The organism is Sphingobacterium sp. UBA3519 (assembly GCF_002377215.1).
Lineage (GTDB): Bacteria > Bacteroidota > Bacteroidia > Sphingobacteriales > Sphingobacteriaceae > Sphingobacterium > Sphingobacterium multivorum.
Genome location: NZ_DFPI01000010.1, coordinates 126,030 through 145,570, shown reverse-complemented (window position 1 = coordinate 145,570; position 19,541 = coordinate 126,030). Strand labels below are relative to the sequence as shown.

Here is a 19,541-nt window from a genome sequence, read left to right as displayed (position 1 = left end):
TTCTTTTGAGCAAAAACACATTATCATCAAATTCTTTTTAAAAATTTTAAAAAGAATTTTGAACTTAACACAAAGTGTGTTTATCTTTAACATACAATGCTTATGAGAATCTAAACATATTGATGATCTATAAGCAAGTTACTATGAAAAACCAAGGCGCGATGAAATGATTTTTATCAGCCATTATGAAACTTAGAGAAAACCAATAGTTATACTAATACAATTGAACTAAATTATGGGCGGCGAAATTTTGAGAATTTTGTATTACAGGCCGATGCAACCGATTGCAGACATTGCAAACTCTTTATCGAAAAGCATCCCCTCTGTCACCAAGCAGATCAATGATCTTTTGACACGAAATGTTGTTGTCGAAAAAGGTTATGCAGCATCCACAGGTGGAAGAAAAGCTATACAATACATGCTTAATGAAAATTTACAGCAAAGTATTATTAGCGTGTCTATTGATCAATTCTATACATCCATATCTTCCTCAAATCTCAAGGCTGAAACAATTTCGTCGCAAAATAATATTCCAATCGACCTTAGAGATAAGAAGGCAACGGAGTCCATTCTGGAAGCATTGAACAATTTCATCATTTCCAACCAGATCAACATTACACAAGTAATCGGTATTGGAATTAGTATGCCTGGTTTTGTTGATTCGGAAACAGGTCTCAATGAATCGTACAATGAAGATTCGCCCTTATATAACATTCGAAAACTATTTGAGCAAAAATTTAAGGTTCCGGCCATCATTGACAATGACTCACGTTGTATCGCCCTAGCGGAACGGAAATTTGGTGAAGCAAAAGATTCATCCCACTCGCTCGTGATCAATCTAAACTGGGGTGTAGGCTTAGGAATACTCATCAATGATGATATCTTCAAGGGAACATCAGGTTATGCCGGCGAATTCAGCCATATTCCACTTTCCGATACATTAACCTTATGCTCATGTGGCAAACGCGGCTGTCTTGAAGTCGAAGCTTCCATTAGTGCAGCCATTCGAAATACCGAGCGGGATATAAAGAATGGAGAATATTCCATTTATGATAAACTAGCCCATGAACACATCAATAAAATCGACGCATTAATTGAAGCTGTCCAAATCGGAGATCAGGTAGCAATCAACAACATTGGGAAAGTTGGCTATTTACTTGGCAAGGGAATTTCGACGTTAATACACATCCTCAATCCGGATAAAATAATCATCAGTGGCCGGGGAGCCGAAATCGGGGACATTTTGGCGCCTCATATTCAAGTAGCCATTAATGAATATAGCATTCCGAAGATTTCAAGGAAGACAACATTGGCAATTTCCACACTGCATAAAAGGGCGCAACAAAAGGGGACAACTGCCTTAGTCATCGAAAAATATATTACTAACATAATTAACTAACGTTTTACACAAACACCTAAAACATGAGTCTATTTTACAAAAAAACTGCAGGATTGGCGCTATGTACACTTTTCAGTGCTACATCGCTCTACGCGCAGCAAAGCATTTCTGGAATAGTTTCAGATGCTAATGGACCAATTTCTGGCGCCACTGTCTCCGTAAAAGGAACCAGCAGAGGCACCCAAACTGGCGGCAATGGATCTTTCACAATCCAAGCTTCAACAGGTGAAACTTTGCGCATCTCCATGGTGGGCTACAAATCCCAAGAAGTTGTGGTTGGTTCCAACAAAACAATCAACGTAAGCTTAACCAGCGACCAATCCAACCTGGAAGAAGTTGTTGTTACTGCCATGGGTATCAAAAAAGCCCCGAGAGAGCTTGGTTATGCCATGAGTACGATTGATTCCAAAGAACTAACAAAAACCGGTTCACCAAACTTTGCGGGGGCATTATATGGTAAAGCACCGGGCGTACGCATCACAACTGCTCCAGGGGGAGCAACCTCAGGGGTAAATATCAATATTCGTGGTATTAACTCTATCACAGGAGGTTCACAACCGTTAGTCATTATTGATGGGGTACCTATGCGCCAAAATAAATTTGATAACTCCAATTATTGGGGCGACCAACGTGCTCGCGGTAATGGCCTTGAGGATTTAAACCCTGAGGATATCGAAACAGTATCCATTTTAAAAGGAGCTTCAGCTGCTGCATTATATGGATCTGAAGCGATGAATGGTGTTGTCCTTATCACAACAAAATCAAATAAGGGGGGGACAGGCTTTTCAATTGATTTTAATGCAAACTATACGCATGATCAAATTGCATACCTACCCAAATTCCAAAATGTACGGGGGCCAGGCTATAGCTTAGCTTATGCAAATGGAGGACAGGCTGAAGATAAATTTTTCTATTATGGCGCTGATAGGGCTGTTGATGGAGTTACAAGAGGTGTTCTACCCGCAACGGTAAACTTCGGGCCTAAATTTGATGGACTACCAACGGTAACATGGGATGGTAAGGTGCGTCCTTATGAAGCTCAGAATGCTTACGGAAAGTTTTTCAACAATCCCAACAATACATCCCTTAATCTCGCGTTAGGCCACGCAACAGAAACGTCAAATGTTCGTTTCTCCCTTACTCGTCAAGATAATCAGATGACGTCGTTCGATTCATATAACAAAAAGAACATTGTCAATTTTAACTCAACATTTAAATTGTGGAATAAACTAACAACCGATGTTGTCGTTAATTATATCAATCAGCATACGCATAACAGACCATTTATGACGGATCGCTTGATTAACAATTTTACGGGGATGATTTCCACGTTTGATAACCCAGACTGGTATGCAGATCGCTATCAAACGAGCCTAGGGTATAAATATGTAACTGGAACGAATCAAAGTCTTACCCCAGGTGAAAATCTAATACACAACGGATATAAAGTCGATGTATTAGATTACTATTGGAATACTCGAGCTAAAACAAGTGATGAATATTCAAACCGTCTAATTGGTTCATTTACGAATACTTATCAAATAACAGACGATTTATCTGTTCGCGCTAGATTCTCTGCTGACGTTACATCAGCACGATTTGAAGATCGCAGCCCTAATCGCTTCCCATTACTTTACGGTTTTGACACCGAATCAGGATTTACGACAAAAAATCAAAATCAAAACATTTATTACACCGACCTTCTTGCCTCCTATAAAAAACAAATTAATAAGGACATTAAGTTAGGAGCTGCAGTAGGCTATACTGCGACAAAAAATCAGGACTTTTCGGTTAGTGGCTGGACTAACGGTGGATTATCTCAACGCAATTGGTATGATCTATCAGCCTCCGTTAATGATTCCAGAAGCTCACAAGCTAGGGTTTGGTCATTAAGAGATGCAACTTTTGGAACTTTAAATTTTAGTTTTAAAGACTATTGGTATGTAGAAGGGACATTACGTCGTGAGCTTATTTCACAGATGCACCCAGATAACAATGTTTTGTATTATCCATCGGTCAATTCAAGTTTAATCTTATCTGATGCGTTTAAACTTCCGGAAATCTTCGATTATGCGAAATTAAGAGGCTCATGGGGAATTGTGGGAAATTATCCTAATATTTTCCAAAGCGCCTTGAGCTTCTCTCAAAAAACACTGGGCGATCAAGGAACAGGATCTGTGATTTATACACAGGTTCCAACCTCCGGCTTCGGAAATGAGCGCATTAAACCTGAGACCAAGCATGAGATCGAATTTGGTTTAGAAACTAGATTGTTAAAAGGCCGATTAGGATTTGACATTACTTATTACAATGGCCAGATCAAAGATCAGATCTTAGATTTCTCTTTACCAATGACGACAGGTGCTAGCTCTATTGTTGCAAACGTAGGTACATTACGTAACAAAGGATGGGAATTTGTTGTTAACGGTACACCAGTTCAAAGTGAAAACTTCAAGTGGAATACAACCGTTAACCTTGCGTTCAACAGAAACAAGGTCGAGCAATTAGCAGGCGGTGCGACCGAATTAGAGCACCGATTTATTGATGGTGATGCAGCTAAGATTATTTCGAGAGTTGGAGAACCATTGGGTGATATCTACGCTCGGCCGGTAAAAACAGATGATCAAGGACGAATGATTGTTGACGCAAATGGTTTATATCAATTGGACAACACAACGTACAAAAAAGTTGGTAATGCCATGCCTAAAGCAATTGGTGGGTTCATCAACTCCTTTAGTTACAAAAATTTCACTTTGGACGCTCTAATTGACTTCCGCTGGGGAGGACATATTATGCCTACCGGTATCAACTGGATGAAAAGTAGAGGTTTGCTAGAAGAAACCTTAGAGGGTATGGACGCCGAACATGGTGGATTGAGTTACTACTTGTCTGGAGGAAAAGGAATTGCTACTACTGGTTCCACTGGACCTAATGGAGAAACGGTTTATCATGATGGTATGTTATTGGACGGGGTTTTATTAGATGGTACTAAAAACGCGAATATCATCTCCCAAGCGACCTACTTCAATTCAACCTATAACTGGGGTGGCCCACAATATGGCGGAAACTCTCGTTATGAACTTTATGTAGAGAAAAACAACTATATCAAGATGCGTGAACTTTCGCTCGCTTATAGACTTCCGAAAGATTTCGCTCGCAAGTTAAAAGCGAAAAACATCAGTTTATCGGCCTTTGGAAGAAACTTGTTCTTCATCTACAGAACCGCCAAACACCTCGATCCTGAACAAATGACAGGTGGTTCACACTGGTCACAACAAATTACCAATGCTGGTTCAGGTCCAGCAACAAGAACTTATGGTTTAATGTTACGCGCAAGTTTCTAAAATTATGAAAATCAAAAAACACATCTTACTTGCTGGTCTATGTGCCGCGGGTATTACAGCAATAACCTCTTGTAGTAAATCATCTTTTGATGAGTTATATAGAGATCCAGGAAAAATAAGTGAAGTGTCAGCCGACAAACAGTTCGCAGGAATTACCTATTCCTACAGAGAACTGGTTGTACCAAGTTACTGGAATTACTTTGTTATCCTCCGATCGACTGCTAATCGCTATGTTCAAGCTACGGGATGGGCAAACGAGAATAATCAATTGATACCTGGAGGTGCTTCTATCCAGGATCGTTGGAATACTTATTATGCAGGTCTTGCACAATATCGAGAATTTGAAAAAGTATACACAGCTTTGCCAGAAGCAGAGCGAACTCAGCTACGCATATTTTACCTTGCAGCGAAAATTTTCTTTTATGATCAAACGCAACAAGTTGTTGATTTACATGGAGACATCCCTTGGTCGCAAGCAGGCATGTTGAGTACCAATGGCGGAAATTATCCGAGCTCGTATGCTAAATATGATACTGCAGAAGAAATATATAAAGCTATGCTGGATGACCTAAAATCCATCAGTACCGAGCTTAATACGTTGCCAGCACTAACTTCAGGTGTTTCCACGTCTTTTAAAACCCAGGATTTAATAAACAAAGGTGATATTACACTATGGAAAAAATATTGTAATTCCCTTCGCCTACGTATGTTGACTCGCGTCAGTGCTGCCTCTACTTTTACAGCAAGAGCAAACCAAGAGCTGGCCGACATTGTTGGAAATCAATCAACTTATCCTTTAACTCTCACCAATGCAGATAATATCGACATCAGTGTCTTCAATTCAGGATCTGATATCAATGCGAGAGGATTTAGAGATGGTTTAGAAAGCTGGAACGCCAATATTGCCGGGAAAGTAATGATCGACAACATGGTGTCAAAGGCAGACCCGAGATTACCATTTATTTTTGAACCTGGACAAGGTGCAAATGGGGCTTATATTGGGCTAGATCAGTCTCTAACGAGTGCAGAACAAACTGCTTTGATTTCCGGAACACCAGCTAATCCAAGTAAGATTGCCATCTATAATCGTTCTACTTACTCGAGAAATGAATATTTCCCAGGGTTACTGATCACGGCATCGGAAGTCAATTATTTACTTGCTGAGTATTACAACAGGACTGGAAATAATGCTGCTGCAAAATCAGCCTTCGAACAGGGTATAAAACAATCCATCGCACTATTCCCTGCAATCAGAGCATTGAGCAAAGATAATACGACTACTGCCGCAACTCAACCAACAGAAGATCAGATTAATACCTATATTTCAAATATTGGTTGGGGAACAAATAACATTCAATTAATCGCTACTCAAAAATGGCTACATTTCAATGTTATTCAACCTTTACAATCCTGGGCGGAAGTAAGAAGATTAAATTACCCTGTATTTACTTTTAGAACAGAAGTATCTGATATTCAAAAAACTGTCCCTGCGAGATGGAATATCCCCGCAACAGAAGTGAATTTAAATGGCGCAAATTATGACGCTGTAAAAAGCAAAGATAAGCTTGACACCAAACTCTTCTGGGACGTAAATTAACGCAAAAGCTACATCTATCTACAAGAAGGCCACCTAAGGTGGCCTTCTTTTTATCATTTTCACTATCTTTATCCATGCAAAAACTAAAAACCATTATATCCACCGCGCTGATTGCTTCAAGTGCAACATTAGCGTTTGGCCAAGCACATAACGTATCTAATGGCTATCAAAAACCGACAGATCCTCTAGTGATTGAAAATCTCGAACAATGGCAAGATATGAAGTTTGGTCTTTTCATGCACTGGGGTACCTATAGTCAATGGGGAATCGTCGAAAGCTGGAGTATCTGTCCCGAAGATGAAGGCTGGACGCAACGCAAACCCGAACATGGTAAAACTTATTTTGAATACCTCAAGAACTACGAAAATCTACAGACTACCTTTAATCCTACAGATTTCAATCCACAGAAATGGGCCGATGCCGCTAAAGCTGCCGGCATGAAATATGTCGTCTTTACAACCAAACATCACGATGGATTTGCCATGTTCGATACCAAAGAATCGGATTATAAAATCACCTCCTCCAAAACGCCATTTTCGACAAATCCAAAGGCCAATGTAACCAAAGAAATCTTTAACACATTTCGCAATGACGGCTTCAAAATTGGCGCCTATTTCTCCAAACCGGACTGGCACTCCGATTACTACTGGTGGTCCTACTTTCCGCCAAAAGACAGAAATGTAAATTACGATCCTAAAAAATATCCGGATCGCTGGCAAAAATTCAAAGACTTTACCTACAATCAAATCAACGAGCTGACTTCCGAATATGGCAAAGTCGATATCCTTTGGCTGGATGGTGGCCAGGTCCGCCCCTTAGAAACGGTTGACAAATCTGTTGACTGGCAACAGACGATCAAAATGGATCAAAATATTGACATGGACCGCATCGGTGGCATGGCAAGGAAAAATCAACCTGGCATTATCGTCGTTGACCGTACGGTACCTGGAAACTGGGAAAATTATGTCACTCCCGAACAAGCGATTCCTGAACATCCGTTGGATATTCCATGGGAAAGCTGCATCACCATGGGTAATTCGTTCAGTTATGTGCCCAACGACCAATACAAACCAACCAAAAAGATTGTTGAAACATTGGTAAAAATTATTTCCCGCGGCGGAAACTACTTATTGAACATAGCCCCTGGCCCTACAGGAGATTACGATCAGGCTGCATACGATCGCTTGAACGAGCTGGCAGCCTGGATGAAAATCAATCAAACTGCAGTGTTTGCAACACGTACCATTGCTCCGTATCACCAAGGTGACTATTACTACACCAGAAGCAAAGACAGTAAAGTGGTCAATGTATTCCATCTTTCTGAAGGTGACACTTACCAGCAGCCCAATGAATACGTCTTTCAAGTACCCGACAATTTTAACGTAAAAAAGATTGCTATTCTAGGTCATAAAGGTAAATTGGACTGGTCTCAACGTGGTAACCAAATTACCTTGAGAAGTCCTAGTACACGTTTTAGCTATGCTACTGCAATTCAATTGCAAGGCAAATAATATAAAATTCCGTTGGATACGATCCAACGGAATTTTATCATTTAACAAGGTCATTGTTTACCGATGATCGCCTGAACATTTAACATCCCCAAAGCTGCTCAGGAATAAGAAAATAAGTCATCAACAAACTATAGGGGTTTTAGAACCTTAAATTCCAATGAAAAAAATCAACCTATTTCCATTATTTATCCTTCTTTTTGTATCCTCATGTGCAACGTATAAACCTCAGATCCTGGTGTCAGAGCAAATTTTTAAAACAGGTCAGGTTCCATTCCAGCAATGTCATGCCTCCACGATTCAAGTTATCGGAAAAGACAGTTTATTGGCAGCCTGGTTTGGTGGTACTCATGAATCTAACCCTGATGTTGTCATATGGAGTTCACTGTATAGTCATGGACAATGGCAGCGTCCTGTACAGATTGCAGACGGTATCCTTGGTGACAACCGCTTTCCAACATGGAATCCTGTTTTCTATCAATACCCGCACAGTGACACCTTATCTTTGTATTATAAAATAGGCCCCAACCCCAGAGAATGGAAAGGCTATGTCAAACATTCGATTGATAAGGGAACCAGCTGGTCAGCACCGCAGCAGTTACCTGAAGGTATATTGGGGCCTATCAAGAATAAACCGCTCACCTTGACAAACGGACTGCTGCTCTCCCCCTCCAGCACGGAATCCAAAACAGAAATCTGGAAAGCACACCTGGAAATCAGCCGCGATCATGGCCGCTCTTGGTCCGTCAGCGCAATACGCCCAGATACCAGTATCCAGGTTATTCAGCCCAGTGTGATCCAACACGCAGATGGACGCATTCAGGTGCTCTGTCGAAGTAAAGAAAATAAAGTGATGGCAGCATTCTCAGCAGATGAAGGCCTTACCTGGGGCCCCTGGCAATCCACAAACCTGCTCAATCCCAATTCTGCCACCGACGCCATCCGTTTAAATAATGGTTTATTGATGATCGTCTTCAATCCGGCTATCGCTGGCAACGACTGGTGGGAAGGACGCACAAAACTGCATGTCGCCATATCAAAGGATGGCTTACAGTGGAAAGATGTTCTAACCCTTGAAGATGGGGTAAAGAACGATGAGTATTCTTATCCGACAATTATTCAGGACACAAATGGTCTTATCCACATCACCTATACCTGGAACAGGAAAAGTATCAAACATATTGTGCTCAAATAAAAAAAAGGACTGTCCAAAATTGGGCAGCCCTATAGTATTGTTTGCGGTTTAGGATTAATAATCTCTCGTTAATTCCATTTCGCCCTTCAGTCGGATATCATCAGAAGATGCTCCAACCAAGAATTTAAATTTTCCCTTTTCTGTCTTCCATGCGTTGCTTGAACTCCAAAGTTTGAGGTCTTCCTTAGTCAATTGAAACGAATAACGTTCTTTCTTTCCTGCGGCAATGTTTTTGCGTTCAAATCGCTTCAATTGCATAACCGGTGTCACTACCGAACTTACTTCATCCACAACATACAACTGAGCGACTTCATCGCCAGCCAATTTACCGTTATTGACGACATCGAATGACACTGTGCAAGCAAAATCATTGCCATTCTCCTTCAAAGAGATCTGTAAATTGGAGTAATCGAAGCTACTATAACTCAACCCATAACCAAATGCATACAATGGCTTAGCCGACATCTCCACATAATCGTGATGTTTGGGTTTTGTATGGTTGTAATGTACAGGAAGCTGGCCGACCGAACGAGGTACCGAAATCGGTAATCTTCCAGCGGGATTATAGTCACCGAACAATACATCGGCAACTGCCAAGCCTCCCTCCTGTCCGGGGTACCAGGCATTCACGATCGCAGGCACATGTTCAGCTGCCCAATTTAAGTTCAATGGTCTTCCCATAACCGTAACAAGTACAAGAGGTTTTCCAGTCGCCTGTATCGCTTTCAGCAACTTGATCTGATCGCCCATCATATCCAGGGAAACGCGGTCAAATCCTTCTCCGCTTTCCATATCACTTACCGTGTTGGGATCAACATTGGCCGCTCCAGTTGCTTGATACGACGTTTTAAAATCACGTGCGCTTGAACCTCCGAGGACTAAAACCACTGCATCGGCCTGCTTTGCAGCAGCGACAGCGGCAGCAATATCGGAATTGCTGGTATCACGGATCGCACATCCTTTGACATAATCGATCTTGGTATTTTTATCCACTGCCGCCCGGATTCCGGTCAGCAAAGTCTGCACTTTACCATCGGCCTGTGGAGCAGTATAATCGCCCAGCTGATTATAAGGATTATCGGCATTTGGCCCTATAACGGCGATTCGTTTCAACGATTTACTTAAGGGTAAAATGTGCTGATCGTTTTTAAGCAAAACAATCGACTCGCGTGCCACTTGTCTTGCCACCGTTTTATTTTGCGTCGTAGCGACTTTTTGCGCTACCATTTTTTCATCCACATAAGGATGATCAAAAAGACCAAGATTGAACTTCATTCGCAGTACACGGGCCACTGCTGTATCGAGAACAGCAGGTTCAACGAGCCCCTGTTGGACAGCCTTAAGCAGATTTGAACCATAACCAGTCCCGCTTAGATCGACATCCAATCCGGCATGTATACTTTGTGAAGCCGCTTCTTCTGCAGTCGCTGCTGTTGCATGCCCGCCATTGAGCCCTGATATACTCAGTAGATCCGATACGACAAATCCCGTAAATCTCCAGTCTTTCCGTAGAATATCATTCAACAGCCAGGAATTGGCAGAACAAGGAATACCATCAATGCTATTATATGCCGTCATAACCGACCCAGCTCCCGATTTCACAGCACGCTCAAAAGGCGGGAGAAAATACTGTCTCAGGCTTCGCTCGCCAAACGACACGGACTCACCATTGTGACCGCCATCCGGAGCCGCATAGGCAACAAAATGCTTTAGAGTACCTATTATTTTATCCCGCTCACCGATCTTTTCCCCTTGAAAACCACGGATCATTGCGCTTCCCATTTGTCCAATAAGATAGGGATCCTCCCCATAGGTCTCTTCAGTACGCGACCAACGTGGATCTCGTGCTAAATCTAATACAGGACCGTAACCGTTTTTACCACCCACGGCATAAGTCTCCATGGCGATTGTTGAAGCCATGTCCTGAATCAACTGCGGGTTCCATGTACTCGCCTGCCCAATTGCGGTAGGAAATACCGTTGCACCAATAGCCATATGTCCATGTGGCGCCTCTTCAGACAATAACAATGGAATTCCAAGGCGCGTGCTATCCACCATATAACGTTGGATCGCATTGGTAGCGCGCGCAGCTTCTACAGGGCTCAAACCATTCAGCAAGGTTTTTTGTGTCCAGGGATCGGCACGTAAGGTTGCCCATAATAATCCGATATGCTGTTCTTTTACCGCCTTTCGCAATTTATTGCTGATTGTAACCTGCTTTCCGTTCTTGCTATACATGTCCCAGCCCAGCAATTTGCTCAATTGCCCGACTTTCTCTTCCACAGTCATTCTTCCCAATAGATCACTTACCCGTTTTTCAATTGGTAAGGCACTATTCTTATAGGGCAATTGCTGGGCTTGAAGTTGTGGGCAGAGCAATGTCGTCATTGCCGCCATCAGTAATATACGGACTTTCATAAGTGGATTATTATTTATCTAGTTTTCTTCATTAATTGGATCCGGTTTTATTAGTTCACGCCATCTATGCAACCGGTTTCCAAACCACTAAATTAACGATTTAGCCTAAATAATCAAGTTAAATTTTGATTCCTGATTCTTTTAATAATCATAGGGCGGCGGCATTGGTTTGAACAGCGTTCATCTAAATAACCTAACAAAGGGTCTACTTTATGTATTGAAGTAGAGGAGAGCAAATGGCAAATATCCACGAAATTCATTCTTGCACGTTGGGCCACAACAAAACAGGTAGACAAAGAAAAAAGTAATGTGGAATATTCAATTGCAACTTCATCAAAACAGAATTGAATAAAAACAGGAAGACGGCTAGCCGTCTTCCTGTTGAATGTTAAAGGAAATATACTACTTATTTTGTTGCAGCCGTTCGCTTACCTTGAAAATAGTATTCAAATGGTATCACGTATGCTGCAGGATTATTATTGCGTGAAATTAATATAAGCTGATCACCATCAAGCTGTACCTCATAACTTTGGGAAGGATCATCATCAGCAAACTTGATACTTTTCTTCTCTTTATCATAGATAAAAGCGCGATGCTGTTGTTCAGCAAAAATCAAACTTTCAAATGTTAGCTTATCATCCCCACATAGTTCCTTACCACGATTGACAGTGAACTTATTCGCTGATTCAGCAAATGTGAACGTATACACATTATCCTTTTCACAATCTTTCAGTTTATACTTATGCTGCTCATTTGCCGTACCTTTCACAGACATGATAGGGCTCCATTCAAAACTTTCCAGCTGTTTTTGAACATCCATAGGTACAGTCACTTCATTTTCCTTACTGCAGCTCGTCAGTAAAAAGAGGATAGCAAAACTTCCCGTAAATAATTTATTCATTGCGGTTTCCATTAGTTATAGCTGTATGACGATCATCCTACCAATATCGCTACAATAAATTAATTATTATTAACTAAACAGATAAAAATAGACTAAGAGCCGGAAAGCACTTCGCGCCACTAGCGAGGATAGGCATACATCCACGCAATAATTGTTAATAAACATGTTAACTTTCTAATACAGAGCAGATCTTTTGTTAAAAACATCGAGGATCTCCTGCTTTTTTCCAATTACGCATTCAGTCCAAAAACGGCAACCCAAAATGTTAACAACAATGTTAATTAACTTATAATCAATAGACTTTATGTTAACAACTACTTATAGAAAAAGCGTATAAAATTTCCTGTAATGATAGGCAAACTAACGTTGGATCAAGCATCCAGTGGAGTGAAAAATAAAAAATCAAGTAATAAGCTAAGGGTAAATTGAATGCCAGCTGTCATAAAGATAAAAACTAATCTTTTATGAAACTATCGCCAATCTTACTCATTGGATTATTGCTTCAAGCAGGGATTACATCAGCCCAGCAACCAGCATCGCCTAAGCAAAAAAATCAGGTTGTGACCGAAACCGTCAAAGGAACCGTGATAGATAAAAATACCAGATTACCGCTTACAGGTGCCACAATTGTTATTTCATCCAGTGACGGGACAAAGTCTGTAAGTACAGACACACAGGGTATATTTCGCCTGCAGCAAGTTCCGGTTGGGCGTCAACAGCTTCAAGTCCGCATGGCCGGATATAAACCAGAAGAATTTACGGAATTACTGATCACCAGTGGCAGGGAGAATATGGTCAGTGTGGAAATGGAGCCGCAAATTAATGCATTGGGTGAGGCTGTCGTTTACGCCAATGCTGGAAAGCAACCACTCAATCAGATGGCAATGACGAGTGGACGTTCCTTTTCTCCTGAGGAAACAAATCGTTATGCAGGAGCTTTTTTTGATCCTGCCCGTATGGCACAGAGTTTTCCAGGTGTCGCTGCCGGCGGCGATGACAATGAAATTATTGTTCGCGGAAATTCCCCCAAAAGCTTACAATGGCGACTTGAAGGTATCGAAATTGTAAATCCCAATCATTTTGGGGCCGAAGGCGCTGCGGGCGGCGGAATCAGTATGCTCAATACCATGGTATTGGGAAAGTCTGATTTCTATACCGGTGGACTTGCAGCGGAATACAGCAATGCAACGGCTGGTGTTTTTGACCTGAGGTTTCGTAAAGGAAATACAGACAAACGCGAATACACGTTCAACGTCGGAGTCCTGGGCGTAGGAGCAACGTTAGAGGGGCCTTTCAAAAAAGGAAGTGACGCCTCCTATTTAATTAGTTACCGCTATTCTTCCTTGAGCCTCCTGGAAAAAGTTGGTGTAAAAGTTTCAGACACAGGCGTCCCAAAATATCAGGATCTTTCTTTTAATTTTGTATTTCCCACAAAAAAGGCTGGAACTTTTTCCTTATTCGGTATAGGCGGCTTAGGAAAACTCCAACAAACTGCTGAACGTAATTACGAAAAATGGGAGGAACGGACAGATGCCCAGGATCTGGATGTAAAATTTAATGCCGGAAGTGCCGGAGTAAAACATCAGTACATTGCGAACGACAGATTATATTTTACAAACATTGTTTCCATGTCCCTTAGCCGTAATTCCAACCGAACCGATACATTAACACGGGACTATATTTCCAGCCTATATCACAAGGACAAATTTACGAATACGGCTCTTCGTTATGCAGGTACATTAAACTATCGTGCCAACAATAAAAACACAATTAGAGCGGGCTTAAATGCAAGTTTATTACATTATGACCTCTATGCGCTGTCCTACGACACCGAGCTAGCGGCATTGACAGAGCGGATTAATGAGACTGGAAATACAAGTACTTATGATGCTTTTGCACAGTTAAAAACAGTATTAAACGAAAAATTGACGCTCAACACCGGCGTACATACAAATTACTTTGCACTGAGCAAGAGCTGGTCTATCGAGCCACGGCTTGGCCTCAATTGGCATGTTGCTGCAGACCAAACGATCTCCTTCGGAACCGGCTTATATAACCGACTGGAGCCCTTGGTTTATTATTTTGCAAAAAGCGGAATTCAAACAAGCCTTGAACCAAACAAGGCTCTCTCGCCAACCAAATCTGCCCAGGCTGTTATTGGCTATGAAAAGAACCTCAGCAGAACACTCCGATTTAAGACAGAAATATATTATCAACATCTTTATGATGTCCCAGTATCGACCGATTCCGACATCAACTTCTCCTTACTCAATGTATCGGATATTGCAGCCATTGGTACATCAAGCTACCGTCAGCTTATCAATAAAGGTACCGGTAAAAACTACGGCATTGAGCTCACGCTTGAGAAGTCTTTGAGCAAGGGCTATTATTTCATGGCAACAACCTCCCTTTTTGATTCGAAGTTCAAGGCGCTTAATGGTAAAGAGTACAATACCACATTCAACACACGTTATGTAGGAAATTTGCTGATGGGGAAAGAATGGACCGTGGGAAAGAATAAAAATAATCTGTTCGGTCTGAATGCCAAATTTATTTATGCCGGCGGAAGAAAATATTCCCCTGTTCTGGAAGAAGAATCGCTTCGTTTAGACGAAGAAGTTATTGACCAAGATCGCATCAATACCCTGACTGCCGATCCCTACGTACGTGTTGATTTCTCATCGAGCTATCGGGTTAATCGCAAAAAAGTAAGCCATCTGTTTATTTTGGATATTCAGAATCTACTTAATAGAGAGAACACGGTAGGCATGCACTATAATTTCAGCAAACGCATCATTGAACCCCAAAAATGGACTGGTATTATTCCAACCATTAACTACCGGATTGAATTCTAATTCGCAAGAGTAGCAAGTACAACGGAAAGATTTATTTCCAGTCGTTTGTCTCCAGACAGCAGGCGCTGAAGGCAAACGACTGGATTGATGAGACGCGCTCATGCTTCCTACAACGTCAACTAATTATTCGCCGTTTTCAAGTCACTAAAACCGATAGCCAACTGAAATACCCAAAGAGCGGTTACGTATAGCATCTCCAGATTTATAATCCCCCCATTTGGATTCCAAATTGGCAATTCCTTTCTGAACTTCTATGCCGACAAGATAATGTTCCCTAAAAAGATAATTCACTTTTGCACGAGCGCCGTAATCAAAAGGTCTCCCAAGATTATAGCTTCCATATTCACCTTCACTGGCATCGTTCGTAAATTTAATATCGCCCTCCTCACCAATGGCAATATCACCTAAGTGGACAGGGCCTGAGGTTTTCCATTTCCCACCTAATCCATAACCGATATAAGGGCCTATACCGACCTCCAGTTTACCTGCACCAATCGTAGCATTAAAAACAACATCGATAGGCATTTCGATATAAGACGTATGTGCTTTAAAATCCTTACCCCAGCCTATAACATTTCCCTCATTTCGTTCAAATCCACGTTTAGCGAATATAAAGGCCGGTTCTAAAGAGAAATACTCACTGAGCTGTAATGTGGGACCGAGCCCCAAATACAGGCCTGCAACCGCGGCCGTGCTAGCCTTATCGCCCGCTTTATTTTTAGCATCCACATTTGAAAAGGCAACTCCAGCTTTTACATTCCATTTTGTCTGCGCATAGCCTGTATATGCTCCAAGTGACAGACACAACAATAACGCGGTTTTTTTGATATTCATCATACGAAAGAAATAGGTTTACATAATTTCCTTATTTAACGATAATTACTTTTAAACGCTACACCGACTTTTGAACTAATGATCCAAAATACTCCCGGCAGTCATACATTTTTAAACAAATATTAACCAAAAATCTTTCGGTTTTTCGGCGCGCTGTTACGAAAACGATTGCGAGAAAACGTGCTTATTGTTTTCTGCCAATACTGTAAATTCACTTCATAGAAAATTTATTTTTCAGACCAATTAAATCTAAAAGCCTATGATCAAGATCAAAAACGCATCCGTTTCGAAGAATCGTTGGATGTATCCGGCAATACCATTATCCTGCTTGTTGGTCGTATCTAGCCTGACAACACAAGCGACTCCATTTGCACCTGTTAAAACAAACAGCAAGCTTTCACTGGCCATGCAGCAGACAACCATTCGGGGTAAGGTTGTAGACAAAGACGGCAAAGGCATTGCCAATGTCACCGTTCAGATTAAAGGAACGAATCTAGCAACATCGACCAATGCAAGTGGTTCATTCGAACTCAAAAGTCAACAGAACGATGCAATATTAATTTTCACCAGCGTCGGTTATAAAAGTATCGAGACTAAGGCGCAAGCCGGCAGCCCCCTTACAATCACCTTGGAAAATGAATCCAAGGGACTTGACGAGGTTGTTGTTGTCGGTTTTGGTACACAGAAAAAAGAGAATGTAACCGGTTCGGTCTCTTCCATCCAGATGTCTGAGGTGGTAGAAAGCAGACCTGTAACCTCCTTGTCAGCTGGCCTAGCTGGGCAGGCGCCGGGATTATATGTTAATCAGGGCTCAGGTAGACCGGGAAGTGATGGGGGAACACTGCGTGTTCGTGGACAGGGAACACTCAATAATGCCAACCCACTTGTCGTGATCGACGGCGTTATTGGCGACATGAACCTAATCAACCCACAAGATGTAGAAAGCATATCGGTGTTGAAAGATGCTGCCTCAGCGTCAATTTATGGTTCAAGAGCCGCAAATGGCGTTATCCTCATTACTACGAAAAAAGGTAAATCAGAGCAATTTAAAGTTATTTACAACAATTATTTCTCAAGTCAAAAACCATCCAACACCATTGGAATGGTTTCCCACTATGCTAACTATATGGAGCTGATCAATGAAGGCTATCGCAACGGCGATCCAAATGCCAAGCCCATATTTTCGCAGGAAAAAATCGATCTCTGGCGTCAGAACGCGGGTCAGGATCCATTGAAATACCCCAACACAGACTGGGTTTCGGAGCTTTTCCAGAACAAAATCAGCCAAAACCATAACCTTTCCTTTACGGGTGGTAGTGACAAAATCAAGTTCTTTGGCTCCTATGGTCTTCTCGACAACCCTGGAATCATTGAACAGGCAACGTACAAACGTCATACCGGCCGTATCAATCTAGAAGCGGATGTGAAACCCTGGTTAACCTTGGGAGCCAACATCAATGGGGTCGTTTCCAAAACCGATATCGGCACCAATATCATCAATGATGTATTTACCTTTGCTGCAGCAAGCACTCCGGGCATGGTACTGCGTGCGCCAGATGGCAGATTTGGTTCACCAAATAATCCGGAAGACGACCCACAGTCCAACAACGTACTCCACCGTTTGTATGCGCAGAAAGGTAACATCAACAAAAACCGCTTTGTATCACGATTCTACGGAAAACTGAAACCGATAGAAGGCCTTTCCATTGAGGGTTCTTACACGTATACCTATGATGATGATTTCGTCTATTCGCAACCCGTGTTTAATGACCGCTGGAACTTTCTAACCAATACAGTTGCAACAGCTGGCACAGGACGTTCTTCGGTAACCAACGAATCGATCAAATCGTACCGCTATTACATGGACGGAATTGCTAAATATAAGAACAAACTGTTTGAGAAACTGAACTATGAAGTCATGGTTGGTGCCAGCCAGGAGTATTTTAAGGACGGTTGGTTTGCAGCATCCAAACTCGATCTTGTAGATCCATCCCTGACTGTTCTCAACGCGGCGACAATGGATGCCTCAGCTTCTGGCAATATGACCGACTGGGCTATGCGGTCGTTTTTTGGCCGGATCAACCTGTCCTGGGATGACAAATATCTCTTGGAAGCCAATCTGCGTACAGACGGTTCATCGCGTTTCATGAGCGGAAAAAGCAGATGGGGAACGTTCCCTTCGGCTTCCTTTGGCTGGAAGGTTTCCTCAGAAGACTTCTATGACATCAAATGGATGCCCAACCTGAAATTCCGCGCATCGTATGGTGCCTTGGGTAATAATGGAACCACTGATGACTCTTTCCGCAGAAACGCCGACATTAACAATTATGAATATTTGGCGCTTTATAATCCCACAAACTATGTATTAAATAACCAGCTCTATGTGGGCTTTGCGCAAACAGTGCTGAGTAATCCTTTCTTGACCTGGGAAAATACCTATATCCTGAATGCTGGTTTGGATTTTGACCTATTCAATTACAAACTGGGCGGCTCGATCGATGTCTTTAACAAAGTAACGGACAATATCTTAATCAATCTTCCCGCTCCGTTGGTTGTCGGAAATGCAACAATACCACGCACCAATGCGGCCAAAGTACGTAATAATGGTGTCGAGCTGAATTTAACTTACCGCGATAAAATTGGCGATAACTTTAAATTCAATATTGGCGGCAACTTTACCTTTATTGACAATAAAGTAGTCAAGTTTAAAGGCAATGACAAGTCTATCAGTGGTTCCAATTTGCTTCAAGAAGGTTATGCCATCAATACCCAATATATCCTGTTAACCGATCGCATATTACAGACGGATGCTGATATGCAGCTCGTACAGCAGATGATCGATAATGCGCCAATCGATCCGAATACCAATCAAAAAGTCAATCCATTCGCATCCTATGGTACACCTAAAAAAGGAGATCTTTTGTATAAAGACACCAATGGTGATGGCGTCATCAACGACAATGACAGGGTTCCGGTAGGCCATGGTACAGCGCCTCGCATGACCTATGGTTTTAACATGGGATTCGATTATAAAGGATTTGATTTCTCGGTCTTCTTGCAAGGTAACGCGGGCAACAAAGTGGTCTGGACGGATGGCTATTACACACCTACTGTTCGCTGGGGCTACCAGATCAATCAGGAAATTGCTGATGGCCGATGGACTGAAGGTGCTACAGATGCTAAATTCCCACGATTGCTGCCTTATACAGATACAAGAAATACCAAAAACAGCGATTTCTGGTTACAGAATAAGGCATTCGTCCGTGTAAAAAATATCCAGCTGGGCTATACAGTTCCAAACGATATTACGAAGCGGATACAGGTGCAAAATCTACGTGTTTTTGCATCGCTTGAAAATTTCTGGACCATAACCAAATATAAGGGTTTCGATCCGGAGGTTAGCGGCACCAACTATCCAACCATGAAACAGGCTGTTTTTGGTGTGAGTTTATCCTTTTAAGGAGAAAGGTGTGCGACAGAGGATATGTTC

The 19,541-nt window shown here is 41.9% G+C and carries 10 protein-coding genes; 7 read left to right on the top strand and 3 right to left on the bottom strand.

All coding sequences use genetic code 11. The features are described 5' to 3' along the window. The first annotated feature begins 235 nt into the window (after nucleotides 1–235). From B3297_RS04570 to B3297_RS04550, 5 genes are all read left to right on the top strand, one after another. On the top strand, nucleotides 236–1,399 hold the full coding sequence (locus tag B3297_RS04570) for an ROK family protein (protein ID WP_046674150.1): 1,164 nt from the start codon (nucleotides 236–238) through the stop codon (nucleotides 1,397–1,399). 23 nt (nucleotides 1,400–1,422) lie between these two features. Continuing rightward, nucleotides 1,423–4,743 (top strand): SusC/RagA family TonB-linked outer membrane protein, encoded by a 3,321-nt coding sequence (locus tag B3297_RS04565; protein WP_286778519.1) that lies wholly within the window; start codon nucleotides 1,423–1,425, stop codon nucleotides 4,741–4,743. A gap of 4 nt (nucleotides 4,744–4,747) precedes the next feature. Beyond that, entirely contained in the window at nucleotides 4,748–6,340 is a 1,593-nt protein-coding gene (locus B3297_RS04560; protein WP_286752300.1) for a SusD/RagB family nutrient-binding outer membrane lipoprotein, read from the top strand. Nucleotides 6,341–6,414: 74 nt separating this feature from the next. Next, entirely contained in the window at nucleotides 6,415–7,851 is a 1,437-nt protein-coding gene (locus B3297_RS04555) for an alpha-L-fucosidase (protein WP_286778518.1), read from the top strand. 157 nt (nucleotides 7,852–8,008) lie between these two features. Beyond that, nucleotides 8,009–9,043: a sialidase family protein gene (locus tag B3297_RS04550; protein ID WP_286709397.1), complete on the top strand. Its 1,035-nt coding sequence runs from the start codon at nucleotides 8,009–8,011 to the stop codon at nucleotides 9,041–9,043. Between the two features lie 54 nt (nucleotides 9,044–9,097). On the opposite strand, the gene B3297_RS04545 is transcribed toward B3297_RS04550, so the two are convergent. Both B3297_RS04545 and B3297_RS04540 read right to left on the bottom strand, forming a co-directional pair. After that, on the bottom strand, nucleotides 9,098–11,461 hold the full coding sequence (locus B3297_RS04545; RefSeq protein ID WP_201639744.1) for a glycoside hydrolase family 3 N-terminal domain-containing protein: 2,364 nt from the start codon (nucleotides 11,459–11,461) through the stop codon (nucleotides 9,098–9,100). Between the two features lie 406 nt (nucleotides 11,462–11,867). Next, on the bottom strand, nucleotides 11,868–12,362 hold the full coding sequence (locus B3297_RS04540; RefSeq protein WP_286778517.1) for a hypothetical protein: 495 nt from the start codon (nucleotides 12,360–12,362) through the stop codon (nucleotides 11,868–11,870). Between the two features lie 464 nt (nucleotides 12,363–12,826). Between B3297_RS04540 and B3297_RS04535 the strand changes: the two genes are divergently transcribed. Next, complete coding sequence (locus tag B3297_RS04535; protein WP_286778516.1) at nucleotides 12,827–15,217, top strand: TonB-dependent receptor; 2,391 nt, start codon at nucleotides 12,827–12,829, stop codon at nucleotides 15,215–15,217. A 144-nt stretch (nucleotides 15,218–15,361) separates the two neighbouring features. On the opposite strand, the gene B3297_RS04530 is transcribed toward B3297_RS04535, so the two are convergent. Next, a complete protein-coding gene (locus B3297_RS04530; protein ID WP_201639747.1) occupies nucleotides 15,362–16,054 on the bottom strand; it encodes an outer membrane beta-barrel protein in 693 nt (230 codons plus the stop codon). Nucleotides 16,055–16,310: 256 nt separating this feature from the next. Between B3297_RS04530 and B3297_RS04525 the strand changes: the two genes are divergently transcribed. Next, on the top strand, nucleotides 16,311–19,511 hold the full coding sequence (locus B3297_RS04525; protein WP_286778515.1) for a SusC/RagA family TonB-linked outer membrane protein: 3,201 nt from the start codon (nucleotides 16,311–16,313) through the stop codon (nucleotides 19,509–19,511). Nucleotides 19,512–19,541 lie beyond the last annotated feature (30 nt).